The organism is Glycomyces tenuis DSM 44171, from assembly GCF_000427885.1.
In the GTDB taxonomy this organism is placed as follows: Bacteria; Actinomycetota; Actinomycetes; order Mycobacteriales; family Micromonosporaceae; genus Glycomyces; species Glycomyces tenuis.
Genome location: NZ_KE386600.1, coordinates 208,057 through 226,555, shown reverse-complemented (window position 1 = coordinate 226,555; position 18,499 = coordinate 208,057). Strand labels below are relative to the sequence as shown.

The following is an 18,499-nucleotide window of genomic DNA, read 5'->3' as shown; positions in this document are numbered from 1 at the left end:
AAGGACTCCGGGCTGGTGCCGTCCATGGGCAGCGTCGGCGATTGCTACGACAACGCGATGATGGAGTCGTTCTGGTCGCGCATGCAGGTCGAACTGCTTGACCGCCACCGATGGCGCACCCGGGTCGAGCTGGCCAACGCCATCTTCGAGTACCTCGAGATCTGGCACAACCGCCAACGCCGTCACAGCCAACTGGGATGGTTGACTCCGATAGAGTTCGAGAACACAACCGTCGTGGCATGAAAATCCATCAACCGGACTCCACGAAACTCGGGACAGACCAAAGGCCTCCAAGAAACCCGGGACGATACATATTGCTCCCAGCTGCTTGTCGTGCCGTAGCGCTGAACAACGACCACAAACTGATCACTGGCTGCGCCAACGGCGAAATACTCGTCTACAGATACCGTGGCGCCAGCGAGGCGATCGCCTGATGCGAATCGTCGGCATACACGGTGTAGGCAACTACCTCCCCGAATCGGCCACACAGGCGGCACAATCAAAGGCCGCCGCATGGCTCAGCGCCATCCAAAGATCCGAGCATCTCGATCGGTCCGGAACAGAGGTCGACCTGCGGATCGCCTACTACGCCCACCTCCTGCAACCTTCTGGACGGCAAGGTGCTTCCGAACTCGATTCCGATGCGATCGACATGTGGCATGCCTTTGTCACTGACTACCTCCCGCGCCAGCCACAAGGTCCGATCCGATCGGTCCTGCACCACGCCAGTGCTGTCATGGCCCGGGCGCTTGGGCTCAACGAGCGGGCGGCGGTGTCTTTCCTTGAACTGTTCTTCCGCGAAGTCGCGACCTTCCTCCGCACCGAAGGCAACTTCGCCCCGAAGCAGCACATCCTGGCTCGTGTTGGGTCCATGATCGCCGGAGCCGACGTAATCGTCGCGCATTCGCTCGGCTCGCTCGTCGCCTACGAGGCCCTGTGGAAGTACCGGACCGAGGTCCCCTTGCTCGTCACACTCGGGTCACCACTGGCGATGCCGATGATTTTCCCCCGCCTGACGCCGAAGCCGGTCGAAAACTTGGGATCCCGACCTCCTGGCGTGCAGCGATGGGTCAACATCGCGGATCCCGAAGACTTCGTCGCCATTCCGCGCCTCGGCGTTAGCCGGCGCTTCCGGAACGTCGATGAAGACTGCCACGATTCAGTGAAGACTGTCCTTCGCCACGAAGTCGACAAGTACCTGCAAGGAGCCGAGTTCGCCAGAACTCTGAACTCCATGGCATCGAAGTCCAGCGCCTCGTCGCAGGGTATAAGCAAAGTTGGCTCGGGTTGGTGTTTGTGCTGGCCAGGGCCGCAACTGGAGCAACGGTTCCCTCGTTGAAGACGATGGACTGGATCTGTCGTCAGAAGGAAACCGTTGCGGGACAAGACTCTCACGCTCGATGTTTGGTGGGCTGATTTCGCGGTGCATGTCGCGCGGATTCCCGACCCGCGATCGGCGCGGGGCGTGCGCCACCCGTTCGGCGCGACGGTGGTTCTGGCCTGCGCGGCGATGCTCGCCGGCCGGAACACGATCGCTGCGATCGAGCGATGGGCGCGGGATGCACCGCAGGCCGTCCCCGCCGCAGCCGAGGCCAGAAAAATCAACGGGCCCTTGGGCACCCGATAGAGCCCGCCCCGATATGACACGTTTCGCCACCTGCTCGGCGAAGCGGTTCCCGAAGGCGTCGCGGCCCTGGCCGCCGCGGCTCGTCAGTTGGCCTTCGTTCCCGACGACCAGGTCCGCATCGATGGAAAGCGACTGTGCGGGGCCGCTCCGGGCAAGGTGAAACCGCTGCTGGTCGCCGCGCACGATTCGGCCGATCGCGCGCTCGGCCAGGTCATGGCCCTCGATAACGACGAGAACGCCGCTGCCCGACACCTCATCGACAACCTGGAGGTGGAGATGGCGCTGATCAGCGTCGACGCCTTGCACTGCTGCATCGAAACCGCCCAAGCGATCCTCGATCGCGGCTTCGACTATCTGCTGTGCTGCAAGGGCAACCGGCCCGAGCTCTACGCACAGGTCGACGCCCTGCCCTGGGCAAGTCTCGACAACGCCTGGGAGACCCGTGACTCGGGCCATGGCCGCGACGAAACGCGCACCATCAAGATCCTCGCCGTCGGCGGAGCGGTCCGGATCGACTTTCCCGGTGCTGTCCAGGTCGCACGGGTACGCCGGTGGCGGCACGACCGGCGCACCGGGCAGGTCTCGCACGAGACGGTCTATGACCTGACCAGCCGCGACTTCCGGGCATTGCGTCCGGCCGAGTTCACGGCCGCGGTGAGGAGCCATTGGGGTATTGAGGCATGGCATTGGCTCCGGGACATGGTCTTCGGCGAGGACGCCTCGATCCTGCGGTCGGGCTTTGCCCCGCAGAACCTCGCGAGCTTGCGCAACCTCACTACCACTGTCCTGAAAGCCATTGGCGGCCAAGGCGTCACCGCACTACGCGACCGGATCGCGAACCACCCCTACACGCTGCCACTGGAAACCCTCGGACTCGCCGCCATCGAACAGACTTTTCAACCGAGACGACTTTGCTGACGCCCTGGTCCTCGAAGGCTACGACAACCGCTGGCAGCAGCAGATGGACGGCTTCTTCTAGAGCGCGCATGTTGCAGGGGCCCGCTTTGGCTCATCCTCTTTGGATCCGAGGCGGGCTCAGCCTGTCAAGAGGACCGCATGCGGGTAGCCGGTGCCCAACCACTTCGGGCTCCACGCTCAGGACGGCACATTGCCACTGTGGACGCGGTGGTTGTACCCACGCAGTGTTCAGGGCCCGCTACTATGGCGTCGTTCCGAATATCCCTTATCTCCCGAGGAACCCCATGAGCCGCCAGTACACTCCTGAAGACATCCGCAACATCGGATCAAACGCCTGCCCCGCGATCGTCGAAAGCTACGACGAGGTCACACCGTGGGCGAAGCAGGCCGATGCGTACAAGGACCGCCTCTTCGGTACACACGAGAACGGACCCATCTGGATCAGCCTCTTCGACATCTTCAAAGACGCCGTCGAACAGGCACCGATCAGCATCGACGCCATGGGGCGCGCCCTGGTCGCCGTCGCCGACTCCTACGACGAGGACGAGCAAGACATCGTCCTCGAGCTCGACACACTCATGGACGAGGTCGAAGGGCACTACAACGATCAACGCGAAACGATCCTTGAAGAGAAGGCCGAGGAAGAACGGCTCGATGAGGCGACCCGCGAAGCAGAGGAACAAGCCGGCATGCACGGCGAGCAGCCGACATAGACCACGGGCTCCAGCCCACCCACCCCCACCTTGAAGGCACACCACCATGGCAGACAAAGACCTGACCGACGTCCCGACCGACTCAGACATCCGCGAGAAGATCGACCTACTCAAGCCCATCTTCCAGGAAGCCTACCGGCGTTCGCTTGCCTACCAAGACTTCCCGCATGCGCACCTGCTCATGGAATCCAAAGAGAAAGTCGAAGCCGTCAAGGGCGATGGCGACCTCTACGAACACGGCGGAGCCTGGGAACACCGCAGCACCCCGGGCTCGGCTGCCGCCCAGGTCATCGGCTACTACCGGTGGTCCGATACGCTGAAACTGTACATGCCCGCCGCCATCCCTGCCGACACCGACATGTACTGCGCCGAGGAGACCCGCGCTTCCTGGGCAGCCTCGTCATCGGCCGACGATGACCGCATCGACGGGACGGCACGCGAAAACACGACCGCTGACCTCACCGCCATCAACGACGCCTTCGACAAAGTCATTGAACAGTGCGACGTGTGGCCGATCAAGGCCCTGCTCAACCGCTTGAACCCCTGCGCGGAAGCACTGACCGATCTCATCGAACGCCACCGAGGCAATGAATTCACCGATGTAGCCGACCTGTTCGAGGAATGGGACGGCGACGACGCCGACCACTGCTACGAGGTCTTCGGCCAACGACTCCGCCCGGCAGCCGGCTACCAGCGCCAGATCCTCGCGGCACTCATCCGAGCCGCCAGCGAAGAAGGGGTCGCACAGGGCACGGCGATGTCCGAGCTGTACAACGGCGTCGCCGGAGCACACACGACCATCCAGGAGGCGATCAACCTGCCCGACTACGGGGACGTGGCCCTGCGTCGGTTCTTCGGCACGGTCATGGTCAACCGGGTCCCATTCCTCAGCGACGTGCTCGCGGCAACCGACTTCGGGTTCGAACTCAACTCTGAAGGCGAGGAGGTCGGCAAAACCGGCGGCTGGGTCAGCCGGTTGATGGAGAAGATCTTCCCCGACTACGCAAACGTACCGACCGTCGAACTGTGCAATGGGGTGCGAGACAGCCTCGTGGAACTGGGCGAAGGCGAACTCGAAGACCTGCTCGACACACGCAGCTCGTTCGGTAAAGAGCTCGACGAAGCCGACGACGACTGGTCGAGCGCGCTCACCTGCGACCTGATCCCCGGCTATGTCGACTAGACGCGCGCGACGCGCCGCACTGGCGACGGCACTGGTGACGATGCTCGCCGGATGCTTCAGCAGCGAGCCTGCTCCTGAGGACGACTCCTCAGCACCGCCGGTTGAAGTGCCCGAGACCATCACCGGTGAGGGTGTCTGCGAATGGCTCGGCTTTGAGGACCTGGACGACCTCGGCGCCGAGTTCGACTATGAGCCGACGCTCGAGGAGTACGACGAGGACGGCGGTTGTTCCAAGCGGCTGGGCAGGGTGGTAGACGGTTCGGAACGCGAAACGATCGTCTTTGGTGCCACGGCGTACGAGTTCAGCAGTGCTGAAGCTGCGGCGACCGCGTACCAAGACTGGATCACCGATGGCGAACACCTCGCACTGGCGTTTCCTGATAATGCCGAGGAGTTCGAGGTCTCGGAGGCGTGGGATGAGGGGACGATCGCGGCGAACCTCGAGTGGAGCGACGGCCCTCAGGTGCGTATGGTCGCCCGTTCGGACCGGTTCCTTGTCACCTATCGCGCGATGCTCTCGGTCAAGGGAAGCGTGGATGAGTGCAGTGACTCGGACGGATCGGACTGCGTGATTGGACCTGCAACCGTCCTCGACTGGTTCACCGAGTCCTGGGCACCACGGGCGGCAGAACAGCTCGTCACTGAAATACCCCCGGACTGATCTCGACACCGCTGATCCGGCAGTCGACAGTTCGTCGTCCCGTCCTCGCATAGCAGCTGCATGGACTGGCGCGAATCTCGCGCCGTTCACCGAGCGGTTTTGGGATGAAGGCTGGCACGAGGTGGATTCGCGACTATCCTAGATGTTTCCGCAGGTAGATCAGGGTAACCACTATGGTCTTCCAAACCAATGACGCGAGTTCGATTCTCGTCGCCCGCTCCATCACTGAACTGCAAAAACACTCACTACATAATGGATTAGGCGCTGATCGACGTCACCGACACCCTGAATCGTTTCCGCAGCTCACAACCTTGGACCCTCCCCGGTATTCAAGTTTTGTGGATGGTTTGTGGTGGAAATTCGGACACTGACTATGTGGACTATCCACGAACCCACGCCTGCCACTTGCACAAACCCGATCGATCACACATCGGAATTGACAAGTGACCGTTGGTTTCAGTGACCAACGATCACCAATTCGATCCGCCAGCTTCCGCCCGAACCGGCGGCGTGACCGTCACAGCCCTTCCAGCCCGACTCAAACAGTCCATGACTTGGGATCAAGGCTCCGAAATGGCCGCACACTAGGCCTTAGCATCGCCACCGACGTCCCCGTGTTCTTGTGCAACCCGGCAAGCCCCTGGCAGCGTGGCTCGACGAAAACACCAACGGCCCGCTACGCCAATACTTCCCCAGAAGGAGCTTGTTGCATCCTGGTCGTAATCGGTTGGAGCGCAACCGGTTCAGCATGCGGTGGGGTTGAGGGCGTGAAGAAGCTCCTGGTAGAACGACGAATGCTACTTCTGCCTGAACGACCACCAAGAGCCCCGGCTGCTGTTCTACCCTGCCGCCCTCCCGCTGTCCACCTCGACCCTCAATCGAGTTGCCGCCCTCATCCGCGCCCACCGCCGGGCCATCGGCTCCCGCTGGCGGGCCCTCGACCCCGGCACCCAAGCCCTGCTCACCCTCGCCCACCTGCGCAAAGGCGAAGCCCTGCGCGATCTTGCAACCGGTTTCGGCATCTCGGCCGCGACCGCGTGGCGGCGCACCCGCGAAACCATCGCCCTGCTCGCCGCCCACGCCCCGAGCATCCGGGACGCGCTGCGCCACACCAAGCGGACCGGCGCAGCGTTCGTGATCCTCGACGGCACCTTGGTCCGCATCAACCGCAACCAGATCGACCGACCGTTCTCCTCCGGCAAACATCAACGACACGGGATGAATCTCCGTAAGTTGGTAGGCGGTCCGGGAGGGCCGGGTGTGGCTGATGAATCCCTGCCTTGAGTGGCTCGCCTGGAGTGGCCGCCTGGTTCTCCGGGACGCCCTGGCCGGTGATTGAGATCTGCGGTTCGGTCGCTGTTTACGGAGATGACGGCGGGGTGTTCTTCGGGCCGTGCTGACGACCCCTTCCCCTGGAGGAACATGTGAACGACACCCCGAAACGCCGGCTGTGGGTCGGCATCGACGCGGGCAAGGCCCACCACTGGGCCTGCGCGGTCGACGAGGACGGCAAGACCCGCTTCTCGGCGAAGGTCACCAACGACGAAGCCCAGATCCTCGACGCCGTCGAGCAGATCCTCGCCCTGGGCGCTCCGGTGTGCTGGGGCGTGGACATCTCCAGCGCTCCTTCGGCGCTGCTGCTTGCGCTGCTGGCCGCCTCGGGTCAGGACCTGGTCTACGTGCCCGGCAAGACCGCGGGCCGCATGTCCGGTGCCTACCGGGGCGAGGCCAAGACCGACGCCCGCGACGCCTACGTCATCGCCGAGACCGTCCGCCACCGCGGCGACTTCGCCCCGATCGAGGTGCCCGCGCAGGTCACGGCCGACCTGGCACTATTGACCGCGCACCGGGGCGACCTGATCGCCGACCGCGTCCGCATGGTCAACCGGCTCCGCGACGTGCTCACCGGCATCTTCCCGGCCCTGGAGCGGGCCTTCGACTACTCGAACAGCAAGAGCGCCCTGACACTGCTGACCGGCTACCAGACGCCCGAGCGGATCCGCCGCGCCGGGGCCGCCCGGCTGGCGCAGTGGCTGCACAAACGCGGCGTGCGCATCGACCGCGCCGAGCTCGTCGCGGGCACAGCCGTCGAGGCCGCGCGGGCGCAGCTGACCGAACTCCCCGGGCAGGCCACCGCGGCCCGGATCGTCGCCGAACTCGCACAGTCGCTGTTGGACCTGGACGAGCGGATCGTCCGCTGCGACAGGGACATTCGCACCACGTTCAGCGCGCATCCGCAGGCGGTGATCATCGAGTCGCTGCCGGGCATGGGCCCGATCCTGGGTGCCGAGTTCCTCGTCGCCGCCGGCGACCTCGCCGCCTATGCCGACGCCGGACACCTGGCCTCAGCGGCCGGGCTCGTCCCCGTCCCCCGCGACTCCGGTCGCCGCACCGGGAACTTCCACCGGCCCAAGCGCTACAGTCGCGAACTTCGGCGCGTGTTCTACATGTCGGCCCAGGTCAGCATCACCAGACCCGGCCCGAACCGGGACTACTATACGAAGAAACGCGCCGAGGGCTGTCGCCACACCCAAGCCGTCATCGCCCTGGCGCGCCGCAGAACCAACGTGCTCTGGGCGCTCCTGCGCGACGGCCGCCTCTTCCAAGAAACGGCTCCCGCCAGGACTTGACAACATCATTGAGACTCCAGGCCATCGCCGATCCTGACGGTGAGTTGCTGTGGGTCTCGGGCGCGATCCGCGGCTCGATCCACGACACCGCCGCCGCCCGGATCTGGCTCATCCCGCGCCCGCTGGCCGAGCACGGCCTGTTCGCCCTGGGAGACAAAGGCTACGACGGCCTCGACCACGACCTGGTGGCCACGCCGATCAAGGGCCGGGACAAGCCCAAGTGGCAGAAGGAGTACAGCCGCCTGCACGCCCGGCTCCGCGGACCTGGCGAGCGCATGTTCGCCCAGCTCAAAGCCTGGTCGATCCTCGACCAAGTCCGCTGCAATCCGAACTGGGTCACCCAGATCGCCAAAGCCGTTCAAGTCCTCAACGACTACGAACACCGATCCGGATGACATCTCAGTGACGCGACAGTCACGAAATGCGCTTGCTCACCCGAACTACCCTGCCATGCCATGACCGACATCTTCACCGTCCGCACCGAACCTCCGCGGGGCAACTCGTTCTGCTGGAGAGTGGACTCCCTGGCCGGCGATATCGGACGGGTCAACGAGAGCCCCGCGTTCGCAATGCAGATCATCATGGATGCGTGGCAGGAGGGGACTCCTAGGGGATCGGACCTGGTCTCGCCCGAGACCGCGGCCGAGTTCAAGGAGTTGTTCGAGATCCTCACCGGCCGGCAAGTGCCGACCGACCCGGACGGATTCCTACTCGCCGAGGACGAGAGCGTCAGTGAACCGCGGATCTCCGCAAGGGAGTTCTACGGGGATCGCATCATCGGAGAAGGAACGAGACGCGGCCGACCCTACGTCGCGCTCAAGGGCGACGCCGCTGCGTTCAAGCGCCGCATCGACGTGATCATCACGGGGCACAAGGTGCTCGACAACGGGCCCGAAGCCGCCTATTTCGAGTCCACGGTGGTTGACGCTCGCTATCTCGCGCACCTGGCGAACTCGGTGTACTTCCGCACTGCCTTCACCGGCCACCTCCCCTACGACTACTGAGTCTGCTCCACCCGGACTCTCAACCGAGTTGCCACCCTCACTCGCGCCCACCGCTGCGATCCCGTCATGACCACGCAGTTCGCCAAGATCGTCCAGGAGCACCAAACAGGTTGAAACAGGTTCAAGGTACCGACCTATCGGTTCACGACCGCGCCCGCCTCAACACCGTCGCCACTGAACTCAGTTCCCGCCCGCGCAAGGCGCTCGGCTGAGAAACTCCAGCCGAGCGCCTTGCGAGGCTCCTTATCTACAGCGAATAACTGGCGGCGCAATCACCTCTTGAATCCGCCAGGCGTCCCGGGCCCTTCTTGGCTCAGGTGACGACTATTTCGCCCTCGATGCGGCCGAAGATGATCGTCTCTTCGCCGATGTTGACCGTGCAGCGGCGGCGGACCCATACGGTGAGACCATCCTCTTCAGCTGTGACGGTCTCGCGGACCTCGCCGAGGTGGCCGACGATGCGGGCGAGGACGGTGCCCCGCTCGACCACGTCGCCGGGCTCGACCTCCGCGACGTAGAAGCCGCCCCCCTCGGCGTGGGCGAAGGTGGCGTCAACTTGGGTGTAGCGGTCGAGGTAGACCGCATGGCCGTCGATCATGCCGAAGGCGCGCAGGATGTTGCGCAGGCTGGCGAGGTGGTGCTCCATGACCTCGCGTTCGTAGCGCCCGCCGCCGAATTCCAGCGTCACGGCGGGCTTGCCGGCCTCGAGGAAGGCGCTGCGGGCGGTGCCGCCCCACTTGCCGCCCTTCCAGACGACCGCGTTGCCCGCGGCCAGGCCCAGTGCGATAGCCAGCTCCTCGTAGCCTCGCTGGACGATCGCCAGGGGTGCGATCTGCCCGTAGGCGCCGCCGGTGTGCAGGTCGACCATGGCGTCGGCGGCGGACACGATTTCGCGGACGTAGAGGTCGGCGAGCCGGTCGGTCAGCGTGCCCGTGGGCGAGCCCGGGTAGATGCGGTTCATGTTCGCGTGGTCGACGGCACTGGTGCGGGCCGCCGCCTCGAAGCCGGCTTCGTTCAGGCACGGAATGGCGACGACGGTGCCGCGCAGCGTCGCGGGGTCGATCTCGGAGATCATGCGGCGCACCGCTTCTTGACCATCGTACTCGTCGCCGTGGACGCCGGCCTGGAGGACCACAACCGGTCCCGAGTAGGCGCCGTGCTTGGCGGCGAACCGGATGCCGGTGCACTTGCCGTCGGCGGTGGTGCCGAGCGCTACCAGGCCCTCGCCATGTCCCCCGGGCACCACGGTGAGGTCGCCGAGGCTGAAGTCCGCGGTCGCGGGGTCCTGGGTCGCCGCGGGTGCCGGGATGGGCTGGTGCTTCCAGGTGAACTGCTCCATGTGCTGCTCTCTTTCTGTTGAACGGGGTGATCAGGGGCGGGCGGAGTCGCGCTGCAAGAACTGGATGTCGTCGTCGATCTCGCCGTCGGCGGCCAGTGCCGCGCCGATCTGTCCGATCACGGGCGCGAATTTGAAGCCGTGGCCGGAGAATCCGGCGGTGACGATGACGCGCTCGCTTCCGGCGGTCGGCTGCATGATCGGCCGGGCGTCGCGCGTGTAGCCCTCGAAGTAGATCTCGGTGCGGTACGGGTGGGGGTGGATGCCCGGGAAGTACTCCTCGAGCATCGGTGTGAACGGCGACCAGTTCTCTTGGCGGACTACGTAGTCGGCGTCGTCGGGGCTGTCGACGTCGCGGTGGTGGGCGCCGGAGAGACCGAGTTTGATCGAGAGCCGGTCGCCCGACGGAACCCCGTAGTAGTGGGTCGGCGCCACGCGCACGAACGGCGGGAGGTCGGCGAGGCGGTCGGCGTCGCGGGGGTAGAACCAGGCCGAAAGCACCTTCCTCGGCTGGACCAGCGAGCCGAGTTCGGGGGCGAGCTGCCGAACCCACGCGCCGCTGGCGACGACGGCCTTGTCGAAGCGGCGCCGACGGTCCGCGGCGACGACGTCGACGCCGGTCGCGTCCGCCTCGATGGCCTGGACGCGCGTATTCGGGTGCATCCGGGCTCCGCGATTGACGGCGGCGTCGACGGCGAGGAGGTTGGTCAGTTCGGGGAAGATCGTGCCGGCCCCGTTGTCGACGATGCCCAGGTCGTCCTCGTGGAATCGCTGCTGCGGGAATCTGGTCCGCAATGCTCCGGCCTCCAGGACCTCGCAGTCGAGGCCGTGGAGTTCGATGCCTCGCAGGGAGGTCCGGATCTGGGGGGCGTCCGAGGTGCCGATGATCAGGCCGCGGTTGATCACGCGCAGCGGCCTGCCGACTTCGCGTTCAAGCTCCCGCCACAGGAAGTCGGAGCGTTTCAGCAAAGGAACGTAGGCCGGATCCTCGTATTGGACGGTCCGGAACACCCGGCCGTCGCCGCCGGACGCTCCGAGTCCGTGGCCGGGGGTGTGGAGGTCGAAGCCCTCGACCTCGATCCCGTCCCTTTGTGATAGCTGCCAGAGGACCTGGGCTCCAGCTGCTCCAGTTCCGATCACCGCGATGCGCATGACACCTCCGAATCTCGATTCATATACCGGCACTGTATCCCACATTTCAGCACAACGAAAGGGACAGGATCTCGCTAGCGGGATTTCGGATGCGTAAAAATTCGCTGGTTCTGGATTTGATGGCTTGACTTTACGTCTGAGGGGAGACAGGATGGTATCGGTTTGCGGAACATCGTCCCGCATAGTAGTACGGAGGATCGGAGTAAACGATGCCGACGGTTGCCGAGCGGATCGCAGCATGGGCGGCCCAGCCCTCGCTCGAGCTGCCGGTCGACGTGCGCGAACGCGCACGGCTCCACTTCGTCGACACCCTCGGGTGCGCCATCGCCGCCCGCCACTCCGGCGCCGTGCCCGACCTTGACGGGATCATCGCCGACGCGCCCGGGGAGGCGAGCGTGGTCGGCTCGCCCCGCGGCGCCGAGACCAGCGCCGCCGCCTTGGCCAACGGCGTACTCATGCACACCCTCGACGCCGACGACACCCACCAGCGCTCCTACGCGCACGTCTCAGCCCCGCTAGTAGCCGCGTTGCTGTCCTCGGCCGAAGCGGCCGGGGCCACCGGCGCCGAGTTCGTCGACGCACTCGTCGTCGGCCTCGAAGTCTCGGCCCGACTCGGCATCGCGACCGGTGCCGAACTCCACGCCCGCGGCTTCCACCCGACGTCGGTGTACGGAACCGTCGGTGCCACCGTAGCGCTCGCGCGGCTCCACCGGATCGACGCCGCAACAACCGCCTCGGCGATCGGCGTGAGCGCCAGCCAGGCCGCCGGGATCATGGCCTATCTCGAGGACGGCACCAACACCAAGGTCATGCACCCCGGCTGGGCCGCGCATGCCGCCGTCTGGGCCGTCCGACTCGCCCGCCACGGTGTCCACGGCCCGGTGAGCGCGATCGAGGGCCCGCGCGGTCTATATGAGACCCACGTCGGCCAGACCCGAGTCCCCTGCCTGGACGACCTGGGGCAACGGTGGGAGACCACCGAGATCGCCCTCAAGCCCTACGCGGTCTGCCATTCAGCGCACGGAGGACTGGGCGCACTCGCCGAACTGCTCGCCGACGGCACCGTCACCGCCGAGGACATCGTCGACATCGAATGCGCCGTGCCGACCTCGACCGTCATCGGCATGGTCCTCGAACCGAGCGGGCGAAAGACCCGGCCGCAAAGCGTCTACGAGGCTCGCTTCAGCCTCCCCTGGCTGCTGGGAGCCCTCGCCGTCCACGGCAGACTCACCGCCGACGAACTCGCCGAACGCCACCTCACCGACCCGCGCGTCCTCGCGATCGCCGACACCGTTCGCCACCGCGTCGCACCCCTCGGCGACGCCCACGAACTCGGCGCGACCCTGACCGTCACCCGCCGCGACGGCTCTACGGCCACGGCCACCTGCCTCGACCCGCTCGGGACGCCCGCCAACCCGATGACCGAGGCAGCGGTGTTCGCCAAGTTCCGCTCGGCCTTCGCCGACGCCGACGACGCGGCGCCCGTACTCGACCTCGCCGCGAAGCTGCCCGGGCTCAGCGGGTTCGGCGAGCTGGCCCGCCGCATCCGCAACCTATGACCGACCCCGACACAGAAACGGAGTTTCCGACATGACCTGGAACCTGAGCAGACGGTCCGCCCTGGCGGCGACCGGAGCCGCCGCGGTGGCCCTCACCGGGTGCGGGCAGGAGAACCCCGCCGCCGACGTCGACCTGGAGTCGATGAGCTGGAACGAGATCCTCAAGCAGGCCGAGAAGGACGGCAAGGTGACGCTCTACCTCGCCATGGCCAACTATGAGGACCGCGTCAAGCTGGGCTTCGAGAAGGCGCATCCCGACATCGACCTGACCATCGTGCGCGAGCCCAGTGGCGACCTCATCACCCGCATTCAGACCGAGGCCGGCACCAACACCGATGGAGCCGACGTCGCGATGCTCTCGGATTACCGGTTCTTCGAGGACCAGTCCGACCTGGTCGCCAAGGCGTACGGGAGCTCCGCGAAGCTCTACGGCGACGCCGACCCCGTCGGCGGTGACAACTACTTCACGACCGCGGCCGTGCCCTTCACGATCGCGACCAACCCCGAGGTCATCGCCGACGCCGGCGCGCAGCCCGTCGAGCGGTGGGAGGACATCCTCCAGCCCGAACTCGAGGGCCTGATCGGAGTCACCCGCCCCGACATCACCCCGATCGAAGTGCAGTTTCTCTTCGCACTGCAGCAGGAACTCGGCGCCCAGTTCATCGAGGACCTCGCCGGCCTCTCGCCCCGCCTCGGCGACTCCAGCGGGACGCTCGCGCAGTCCGTGGCCGCAGGAGAACTCGCCGTCAGTCTCGGCGGGACCACTCCCACCACGGCCACCCTCATCGACGAGGGCGCACCGGTCGAGGCCCCCGTCGGCACCGATCCCGAAGTCCTCATCGGCTACGCCACCGGTGCGATCTCCTCCAGCCACCGCCCGGCCGCGGCCCAGGTCCTGCTCGAATGGATGATCTCCCCCGAAGGCCAGGCGTCGCAGCACGAGTGGGGTATGAGCGCAAGCGTGCTCCCCGAGGTCGACAACAAGCTCGACGTCGACACGTCGGTCATCTACACCGGTGAACTCACCGAGGAGGAGCAGGCGTTCCTCGACGAGACCTGGACCCCGCTGTTCGGCTGACCGGACCCGGCCTACCCACACAATCGGAGCACGATGCGACTGCCAAGCCTCTTGAGACGACAGGGACCGGGAGCGACGGTCTACACGGTCCTGCTCGGACTGTTCGTCCTCTTCCCGATGGTCACGCTCGTGGTGCGGGCCGCCGTGGGCGGCGGCTTCGCCCGCCTGACGACCTACCCCGACATCGGGAAGGTCGTCTTCAACACCGTCCTGCTCGCGGTCGGCTCGCTGGTCGTCGCGATGGTGCTCGGCACACTGCTCGCGGTCTCGGTGACCGCCAGCCCGCCGCACTGGCAGCGCCTCCTCGGCTTCATCCCCACCCTGCCCCTGATAGTGCCGGGCGTGGCCGACACCCTCGGCTGGATCTTTCTGTTCTCACCGCGCGTCGGGTACGTCAACAGCTGGCTCAGGTCCCTGCCGATGTTCGACCATCTCAAGGACGGCCCCGTCGACATCTTCACGCTGCCGTGGATCGTCGCGCTCACCGGATTCAGCTTCACCGGCTTCGTGTACCTCTACGTCAGTTCGAGCCTGCGGGAAGTCGGCACCGAACTCGCCTCCGCCGCACGGGTCTTCGGCGCCGGGCCGATCCGCACCTTTCTCACCGTGACCCTCCCGCTCATCTGGCCTTCGATGGTCTACGCGGGCGGGGTGGTCCTCCTGATGGGCCTGGGCCAGTTCACCAACCCGCTGCTGCTCGGCTCCTCGAACGGCATCGACGTGCTGACCACGGTGCTGTTCAAGCTCAAGTCGACCTACCCGGTGGACTACGCGTTCGGCGCCGCACTCAGCGCGCCGCTGGTCATCGCCGGATTCCTCGTAGTCTGGGGGCAGCGGCTCAGCATCGGCGCGCAGGGCAAGTACCAGGTCGTGACCTCCAAAGCGAACCACCGGACTCAAGGCGGATCGCGGATGGCCGCGATCCCGGTGCTCGTGTTCGGTGCCCTGGTCGTCCTCCCGCTCATCGCCCTCGTCCTCGTCGCCCTCTCACCGTATTGGAGCGGTCAGATCGATTGGGGTGCGCTCAGTCTGGACCAGGTCAAGAGCGTCTTCGGTGACCCGCGCGTCGCAGCCGCGCTCGGCGTGACCGTCAGGGCCATCCTCATCACCGTCGCGATCGTGGTGCCGATCGGCTTCGTCAGCGCCATGATCCAGCGCGGCTTCATCCGGGCCGGTCGGGGACCGCGCACCATGGTCGACCTGCTCACGACCCTCCCGACCGCGATCATGGGCTTCGCGATGCTGTTCACCTACGGCAACCCGCCGTTCGCGATGTACGGCACGGTCGGGCTCTTCGTCATCACCTATGTGGCGCTGATGATCCCGCACGCGATGCGCCCACAGTTGACCTCGATGCTCAGCATCGGCTCCGAGTTCAACGAGGCCGCGGCCATCGCCGGGGCCTCCCGCGCCAGACGCCTGTTCACCATCGAACTTCCGCTGCTGCGAGGCGGCATCTCGGTCGCGATCACCATGGTCGTCATCCTGCTGTTCCATGAGTTCTCGGCGTCGCTCATGGTCGCGACCGCGGGAACACAGACCATCGGAAGCCTGCTCTACGACTACTTCAGCAGCGGCGTCTACCCGCAGGTCGCGGTCATCGCCCTGCTCATGGTCGTCGTGACGCTGGCCGGCGTCGCCCTCTCCGGCGCGATCGGAACGAACAGAAAGGGGTCGAAGCGATGAGCGCCGACACTGTAACCGCCGAACAGCTGACCATCTCCGAGGTCACGAAGGTCTACGACCACCGCTCGGGCACGAAGGCCCTCGACGACGTCTCGCTGACCATACGGCTCGGCGAACTGGTCGTGCTGCTGGGGCCGAGCGGCTGCGGCAAGACCACGCTGCTGCGCATTCTCGCCGGACTCGAGGACGCGACGTCCGGTCGGCTCTCCCTGTACGGCGAACCCGTCGTGGACACCGGCCGCAACCTCTCCGTGCCACCGCACAAGCGCGGCCTCGGCATGGTCTTCCAGAACTACGCGCTGTGGCCGCACATGAAGGTCGTCGACAACGTCGCCTACCCGCTGCGCACCAGCGGCCTCGGCCGCACCGAGGCCCGCGAGCGCGCCTTGGAGATGCTCCGCTCGGTACGCTGCGACCACCTCGCGACCCGCCTGCCCTCCCAGCTCTCCGGCGGGCAGCAGCAGCGAATCGCGCTCGGGCGGGCACTGGTCGCCAGGCCCGGCATCGTCTTGTTCGACGAACCGCTGAGCAACGTGGACGCCCAGCTGCGCAAGGAGGTTCGGACCGAGATCCGCAGGCTCCACGCCGAGATCGACTTCACCGGCATCTACGTCACCCACGACCTCCAGGAGGGACTCGAACTCGCCGACCGGATCGTGGTCATGAGCCACGGCCGGATCGAACAGATCGGCACCCCCGAGGAGATCTTCACCTCGCCGATCTCGGCCTATGTGGCCGAGTTCATGGGCATCGAGAACAAGACCGGCGTCCGCCGCCGAGGAGGCGTGGTGGCGACAGGCTTCGGTGAGATCGAGGCGACCGGCGACCTCGCTGGACTGCCCGAAGGCGTCGACCACGACTTCTACTTCCGGGCCTCCCAGGTGCGCGTAGCAGCGGACGGCGACAGCACCGCCGCGTCGTCGCGCTCAGGCGGGTGGACCGTCGCCGACATGGTCTATGCGGGCGGGCACAGCGACATCGTGCTGACCCGCGGCGAGGCGCGGCTGCTGTGCGAGGGCACCTTCGAGCCCTCGGCCCGGCTCGAGGTCGGCGCCGAGGTCGACATCGAGATCGACACGGCCGCAGCGCTGCTCTACCCGAGCGGAGGCGACGAGAGGTGAACTCGCACTCCATCGCCCTGCTCCCCGGCGACGGCATCGGCCCCGAGGTCGCAGAGGCCGCCGTCCGTGTCCTTGACGCCGCAGCAAGCCAGGACGGCTTCGCACTCGAGTGGCGCCACTACGACTGGGGCAGCGACTACTACCGCCGCCGGGGCCGGATGATGCCCGAGGACGCCATCGACCAGCTCGCCGGTGCCGACGCGGTCTTCCTCGGCGCGGTCGGAGACCCCCAGATCCCCGACGCGGAGACCCTGTGGGGCATGCTGGTGCCGATCCGGCGGCAGTTCGACCAGTACGTGAACCTCCGACCCGTCCGGTCTCTGGACGGTGTCGCCTCACGCCTGCCGTCCGATGTGACGGTCGACGTCGTGCTCGTCCGGGAGAACTCCGAAGGCGAGTACTCGACCGTCGGCGGGCGCAGCGGCATCGGACTGCCGACCGAATCGGCCTACCAGCAGGCCGTCTTCACCCGTTACGGCGTCGAGCGGATCACCAGGTACGCGTGCGAGATTTCCCGCGCTCGCAGCGGCCGGCTCCTCTCGGCCACCAAGTCCAACGGGATCATCCACTCGATGACCTATTGGGATGAGGTCGTGCGCTCGGTGATCGTCCACGAGTACCCGTGGCTCGACTTGCGGAGCGTCCTGATCGACGCTCTGGTCGCGGAGGTCGTCTCCCGGCCCGAGCGCCTCGACGTGATCGTGGCCTCGAACCTGTTCGGCGACATCCTCGCCGACGCGCTCGCCGCGGTCGTCGGCTCGATCGGGATCGCGCCGAGCGCCAATCTCGATCCGAGCCGCCGCCACCCGTCGATGTTCGAGCCGGTGCACGGCTCGGCCCCGGACATCGCGGGCAAGGGCATCGCCAATCCGATCGGGCAGATCTGGAGCGGGGCGATGATGCTCGATCACCTCGGCAGGAACGACACCGCCGCGCGCGTGGTGGCCGCGATCGAACGCGTGCTCGCCGACGGCGTCAGCACGCCCGATCTGGGCGGTCAGGCCACGACCGCTCAGGTAACGGACGCCGTCGTGGACCGACTCAGCGGGCGTGGCCCGCGCTGATCTCGTCGGCGGTCTCGCGGACCATCCGTCCGAGGCGGGGGGCGTCTGCGCGGTCGTAGCGCATCAGCGGGATGGAGACGCAGATGCTCCCGACCGGACGGCCGTTCGATTCGAAGATCGGCGCTCCGATGGCGCAGACCTGCGCGCGGTATTCGCTCTCGTTGGTGGAGTAGCCGCGCTCGCGGGTCTCCTCGAGGTCCTTGCGGAGCGCGTCGGCGTCGACGATCGTGTTGTTCGCGAAGCTGCGAAGCCCGCGCGAGATGACCGCCTCGATCTCTTGTTCAGGCAGGTAGGCGAGGACGGCCTTGCCCGTGGCGGTCGCGTGCAGCGGCGAGGAGTCACCGAGAGGACTGAAGGTGCGGATCGCCTGGTTGCAGTCGACTCGGTCGATCAGCACCATATGGGACAGTTCGTTGAGCACTGACAGGTGGACGGTCTCGTTCGTGAGGTCGCGCAGTTTCGTCATCGGTTCGCGCGCCCGCGAGTACAGGTCGGTGTCCCGGGAGGCCTTGGGCCGCACCATGAGCGCCCGGGTGGTGATCTCCCACTTGGGAATGTCGGGTGCCGACTGCTGGATCCAGCCGGCGGCCTCGAGGGTCATCAGCGTGCGCTGGAGGGTCGACTTGGAATGGGGGAAGCGGCTACTGAGCTCCTTGAGCGACACCGGCTGCTGGGCCGCCACGGCCTCGAGCACCTGGAAGCTGCGAAGCACGCTCGACATCTGGGACGACGTCGAGCGGCGGTCCGGGTTGTCCATGGTCGCTCCA

General features: G+C 66.3%; 19 protein-coding genes and 1 pseudogene. 17 read left to right on the top strand and 3 right to left on the bottom strand.

All coding sequences use genetic code 11. The features are described 5' to 3' along the window. The 12 genes and pseudogenes from YWW_RS33035 to YWW_RS0125215 form a co-directional block, all read left to right on the top strand. On the top strand, positions 1-243 hold a 243-nt coding region (locus tag YWW_RS33035), incomplete at its 5' end, for an integrase core domain-containing protein (RefSeq protein WP_035703997.1). Between the two features lie 190 nt (positions 244-433). Further along, positions 434-1,339 (top strand): hypothetical protein, encoded by a 906-nt coding sequence (locus YWW_RS34560; protein ID WP_155830406.1) that lies wholly within the window; start codon positions 434-436, stop codon positions 1,337-1,339. Between the two features lie 36 nt (positions 1,340-1,375). Further along, complete coding sequence (locus YWW_RS33025; RefSeq protein ID WP_026932256.1) at positions 1,376-1,627, top strand: transposase family protein; 252 nt, start codon at positions 1,376-1,378, stop codon at positions 1,625-1,627. A gap of 87 nt (positions 1,628-1,714) precedes the next feature. Continuing rightward, entirely contained in the window at positions 1,715-2,545 is an 831-nt protein-coding gene (locus YWW_RS33020) for an ISAs1 family transposase (protein WP_162146004.1), read from the top strand. A 284-nt stretch (positions 2,546-2,829) separates the two neighbouring features. Next, positions 2,830-3,258, top strand: a complete 429-nt coding sequence (locus tag YWW_RS0125245; protein WP_026932255.1) for a hypothetical protein — start codon at positions 2,830-2,832, stop codon at positions 3,256-3,258. Positions 3,259-3,304: 46 nt separating this feature from the next. Continuing rightward, positions 3,305-4,441 carry a hypothetical protein gene (locus tag YWW_RS0125240; protein WP_026932254.1) on the top strand — a complete coding sequence of 379 codons (1,137 nt, stop codon included), beginning with the start codon at positions 3,305-3,307 and terminating at the stop codon, positions 4,439-4,441. A 34-nt stretch (positions 4,442-4,475) separates the two neighbouring features. Continuing rightward, complete coding sequence (locus YWW_RS0125235) at positions 4,476-5,102, top strand: hypothetical protein (protein WP_155830404.1); 627 nt, start codon at positions 4,476-4,478, stop codon at positions 5,100-5,102. Positions 5,103-5,618: 516 nt separating this feature from the next. Further along, positions 5,619-5,799 (top strand): annotated as a pseudogene (locus YWW_RS37615) (transposase); the annotation flags it as partial. A 110-nt stretch (positions 5,800-5,909) separates the two neighbouring features. After that, the gene (locus YWW_RS38385; RefSeq protein WP_081687769.1) at positions 5,910-6,386 is read left to right on the top strand and encodes a transposase family protein; all 477 of its coding nucleotides are present in this window, start codon (positions 5,910-5,912) and stop codon (positions 6,384-6,386) included. Between the two features lie 140 nt (positions 6,387-6,526). Continuing rightward, positions 6,527-7,732, top strand: a complete 1,206-nt coding sequence (locus YWW_RS0125225; RefSeq protein ID WP_035696791.1) for an IS110 family RNA-guided transposase — start codon at positions 6,527-6,529, stop codon at positions 7,730-7,732. Further along, positions 7,729-8,127, top strand: coding sequence for a transposase family protein (locus YWW_RS35515; protein WP_162146003.1), 399 nt, complete (start codon positions 7,729-7,731; stop codon positions 8,125-8,127). Before YWW_RS0125225 ends, YWW_RS35515 begins: the two co-directional genes overlap by 4 nt. Positions 8,128-8,187: 60 nt before the next feature. Further along, positions 8,188-8,736 carry a hypothetical protein gene (locus YWW_RS0125215; protein WP_026932250.1) on the top strand — a complete coding sequence of 183 codons (549 nt, stop codon included), beginning with the start codon at positions 8,188-8,190 and terminating at the stop codon, positions 8,734-8,736. A 313-nt stretch (positions 8,737-9,049) separates the two neighbouring features. On the opposite strand, the gene YWW_RS0125210 is transcribed toward YWW_RS0125215, so the two are convergent. Both YWW_RS0125210 and YWW_RS33010 read right to left on the bottom strand, forming a co-directional pair. Beyond that, entirely contained in the window at positions 9,050-10,075 is a 1,026-nt protein-coding gene (locus YWW_RS0125210) for a succinylglutamate desuccinylase/aspartoacylase family protein (protein ID WP_081687758.1), read from the bottom strand. 30 nt (positions 10,076-10,105) lie between these two features. Next, positions 10,106-11,224 (bottom strand): FAD-dependent oxidoreductase, encoded by a 1,119-nt coding sequence (locus YWW_RS33010; protein ID WP_035696792.1) that lies wholly within the window; start codon positions 11,222-11,224, stop codon positions 10,106-10,108. Between the two features lie 209 nt (positions 11,225-11,433). On the opposite strand from YWW_RS33010, the gene YWW_RS33005 reads away from it, so the two are divergent. Genes YWW_RS33005 through YWW_RS0125180 form a run of 5 tightly spaced genes read left to right on the top strand, consistent with a single transcriptional unit; the run spans position 11,434 to position 17,732 of the window. Beyond that, a complete protein-coding gene (locus YWW_RS33005; protein WP_051326296.1) occupies positions 11,434-12,783 on the top strand; it encodes an MmgE/PrpD family protein in 1,350 nt (449 codons plus the stop codon). A gap of 31 nt (positions 12,784-12,814) precedes the next feature. Further along, positions 12,815-13,861 carry an ABC transporter substrate-binding protein gene (locus YWW_RS0125195; RefSeq protein WP_026932248.1) on the top strand — a complete coding sequence of 349 codons (1,047 nt, stop codon included), beginning with the start codon at positions 12,815-12,817 and terminating at the stop codon, positions 13,859-13,861. A gap of 33 nt (positions 13,862-13,894) precedes the next feature. Next, positions 13,895-15,547, top strand: coding sequence for an ABC transporter permease (locus YWW_RS33000; protein WP_081687757.1), 1,653 nt, complete (start codon positions 13,895-13,897; stop codon positions 15,545-15,547). Next, positions 15,544-16,668, top strand: a complete 1,125-nt coding sequence (locus YWW_RS32995; protein ID WP_051326294.1) for an ABC transporter ATP-binding protein — start codon at positions 15,544-15,546, stop codon at positions 16,666-16,668. Before YWW_RS33000 ends, YWW_RS32995 begins: the two co-directional genes overlap by 4 nt. Beyond that, on the top strand, positions 16,665-17,732 hold the full coding sequence (locus YWW_RS0125180) for a tartrate dehydrogenase (protein WP_026932247.1): 1,068 nt from the start codon (positions 16,665-16,667) through the stop codon (positions 17,730-17,732). The genes YWW_RS32995 and YWW_RS0125180 overlap by 4 nt, the downstream gene beginning before the upstream one ends. Here the strand turns inward: YWW_RS0125180 and YWW_RS0125175 are convergent. Further along, positions 17,710-18,489: an IclR family transcriptional regulator gene (locus YWW_RS0125175; protein ID WP_211228692.1), complete on the bottom strand. Its 780-nt coding sequence runs from the start codon at positions 18,487-18,489 to the stop codon at positions 17,710-17,712. The two genes, YWW_RS0125180 and YWW_RS0125175, sit on opposite strands and share 23 nt — an antisense overlap. Positions 18,490-18,499: the final 10 nt, after the last annotated feature.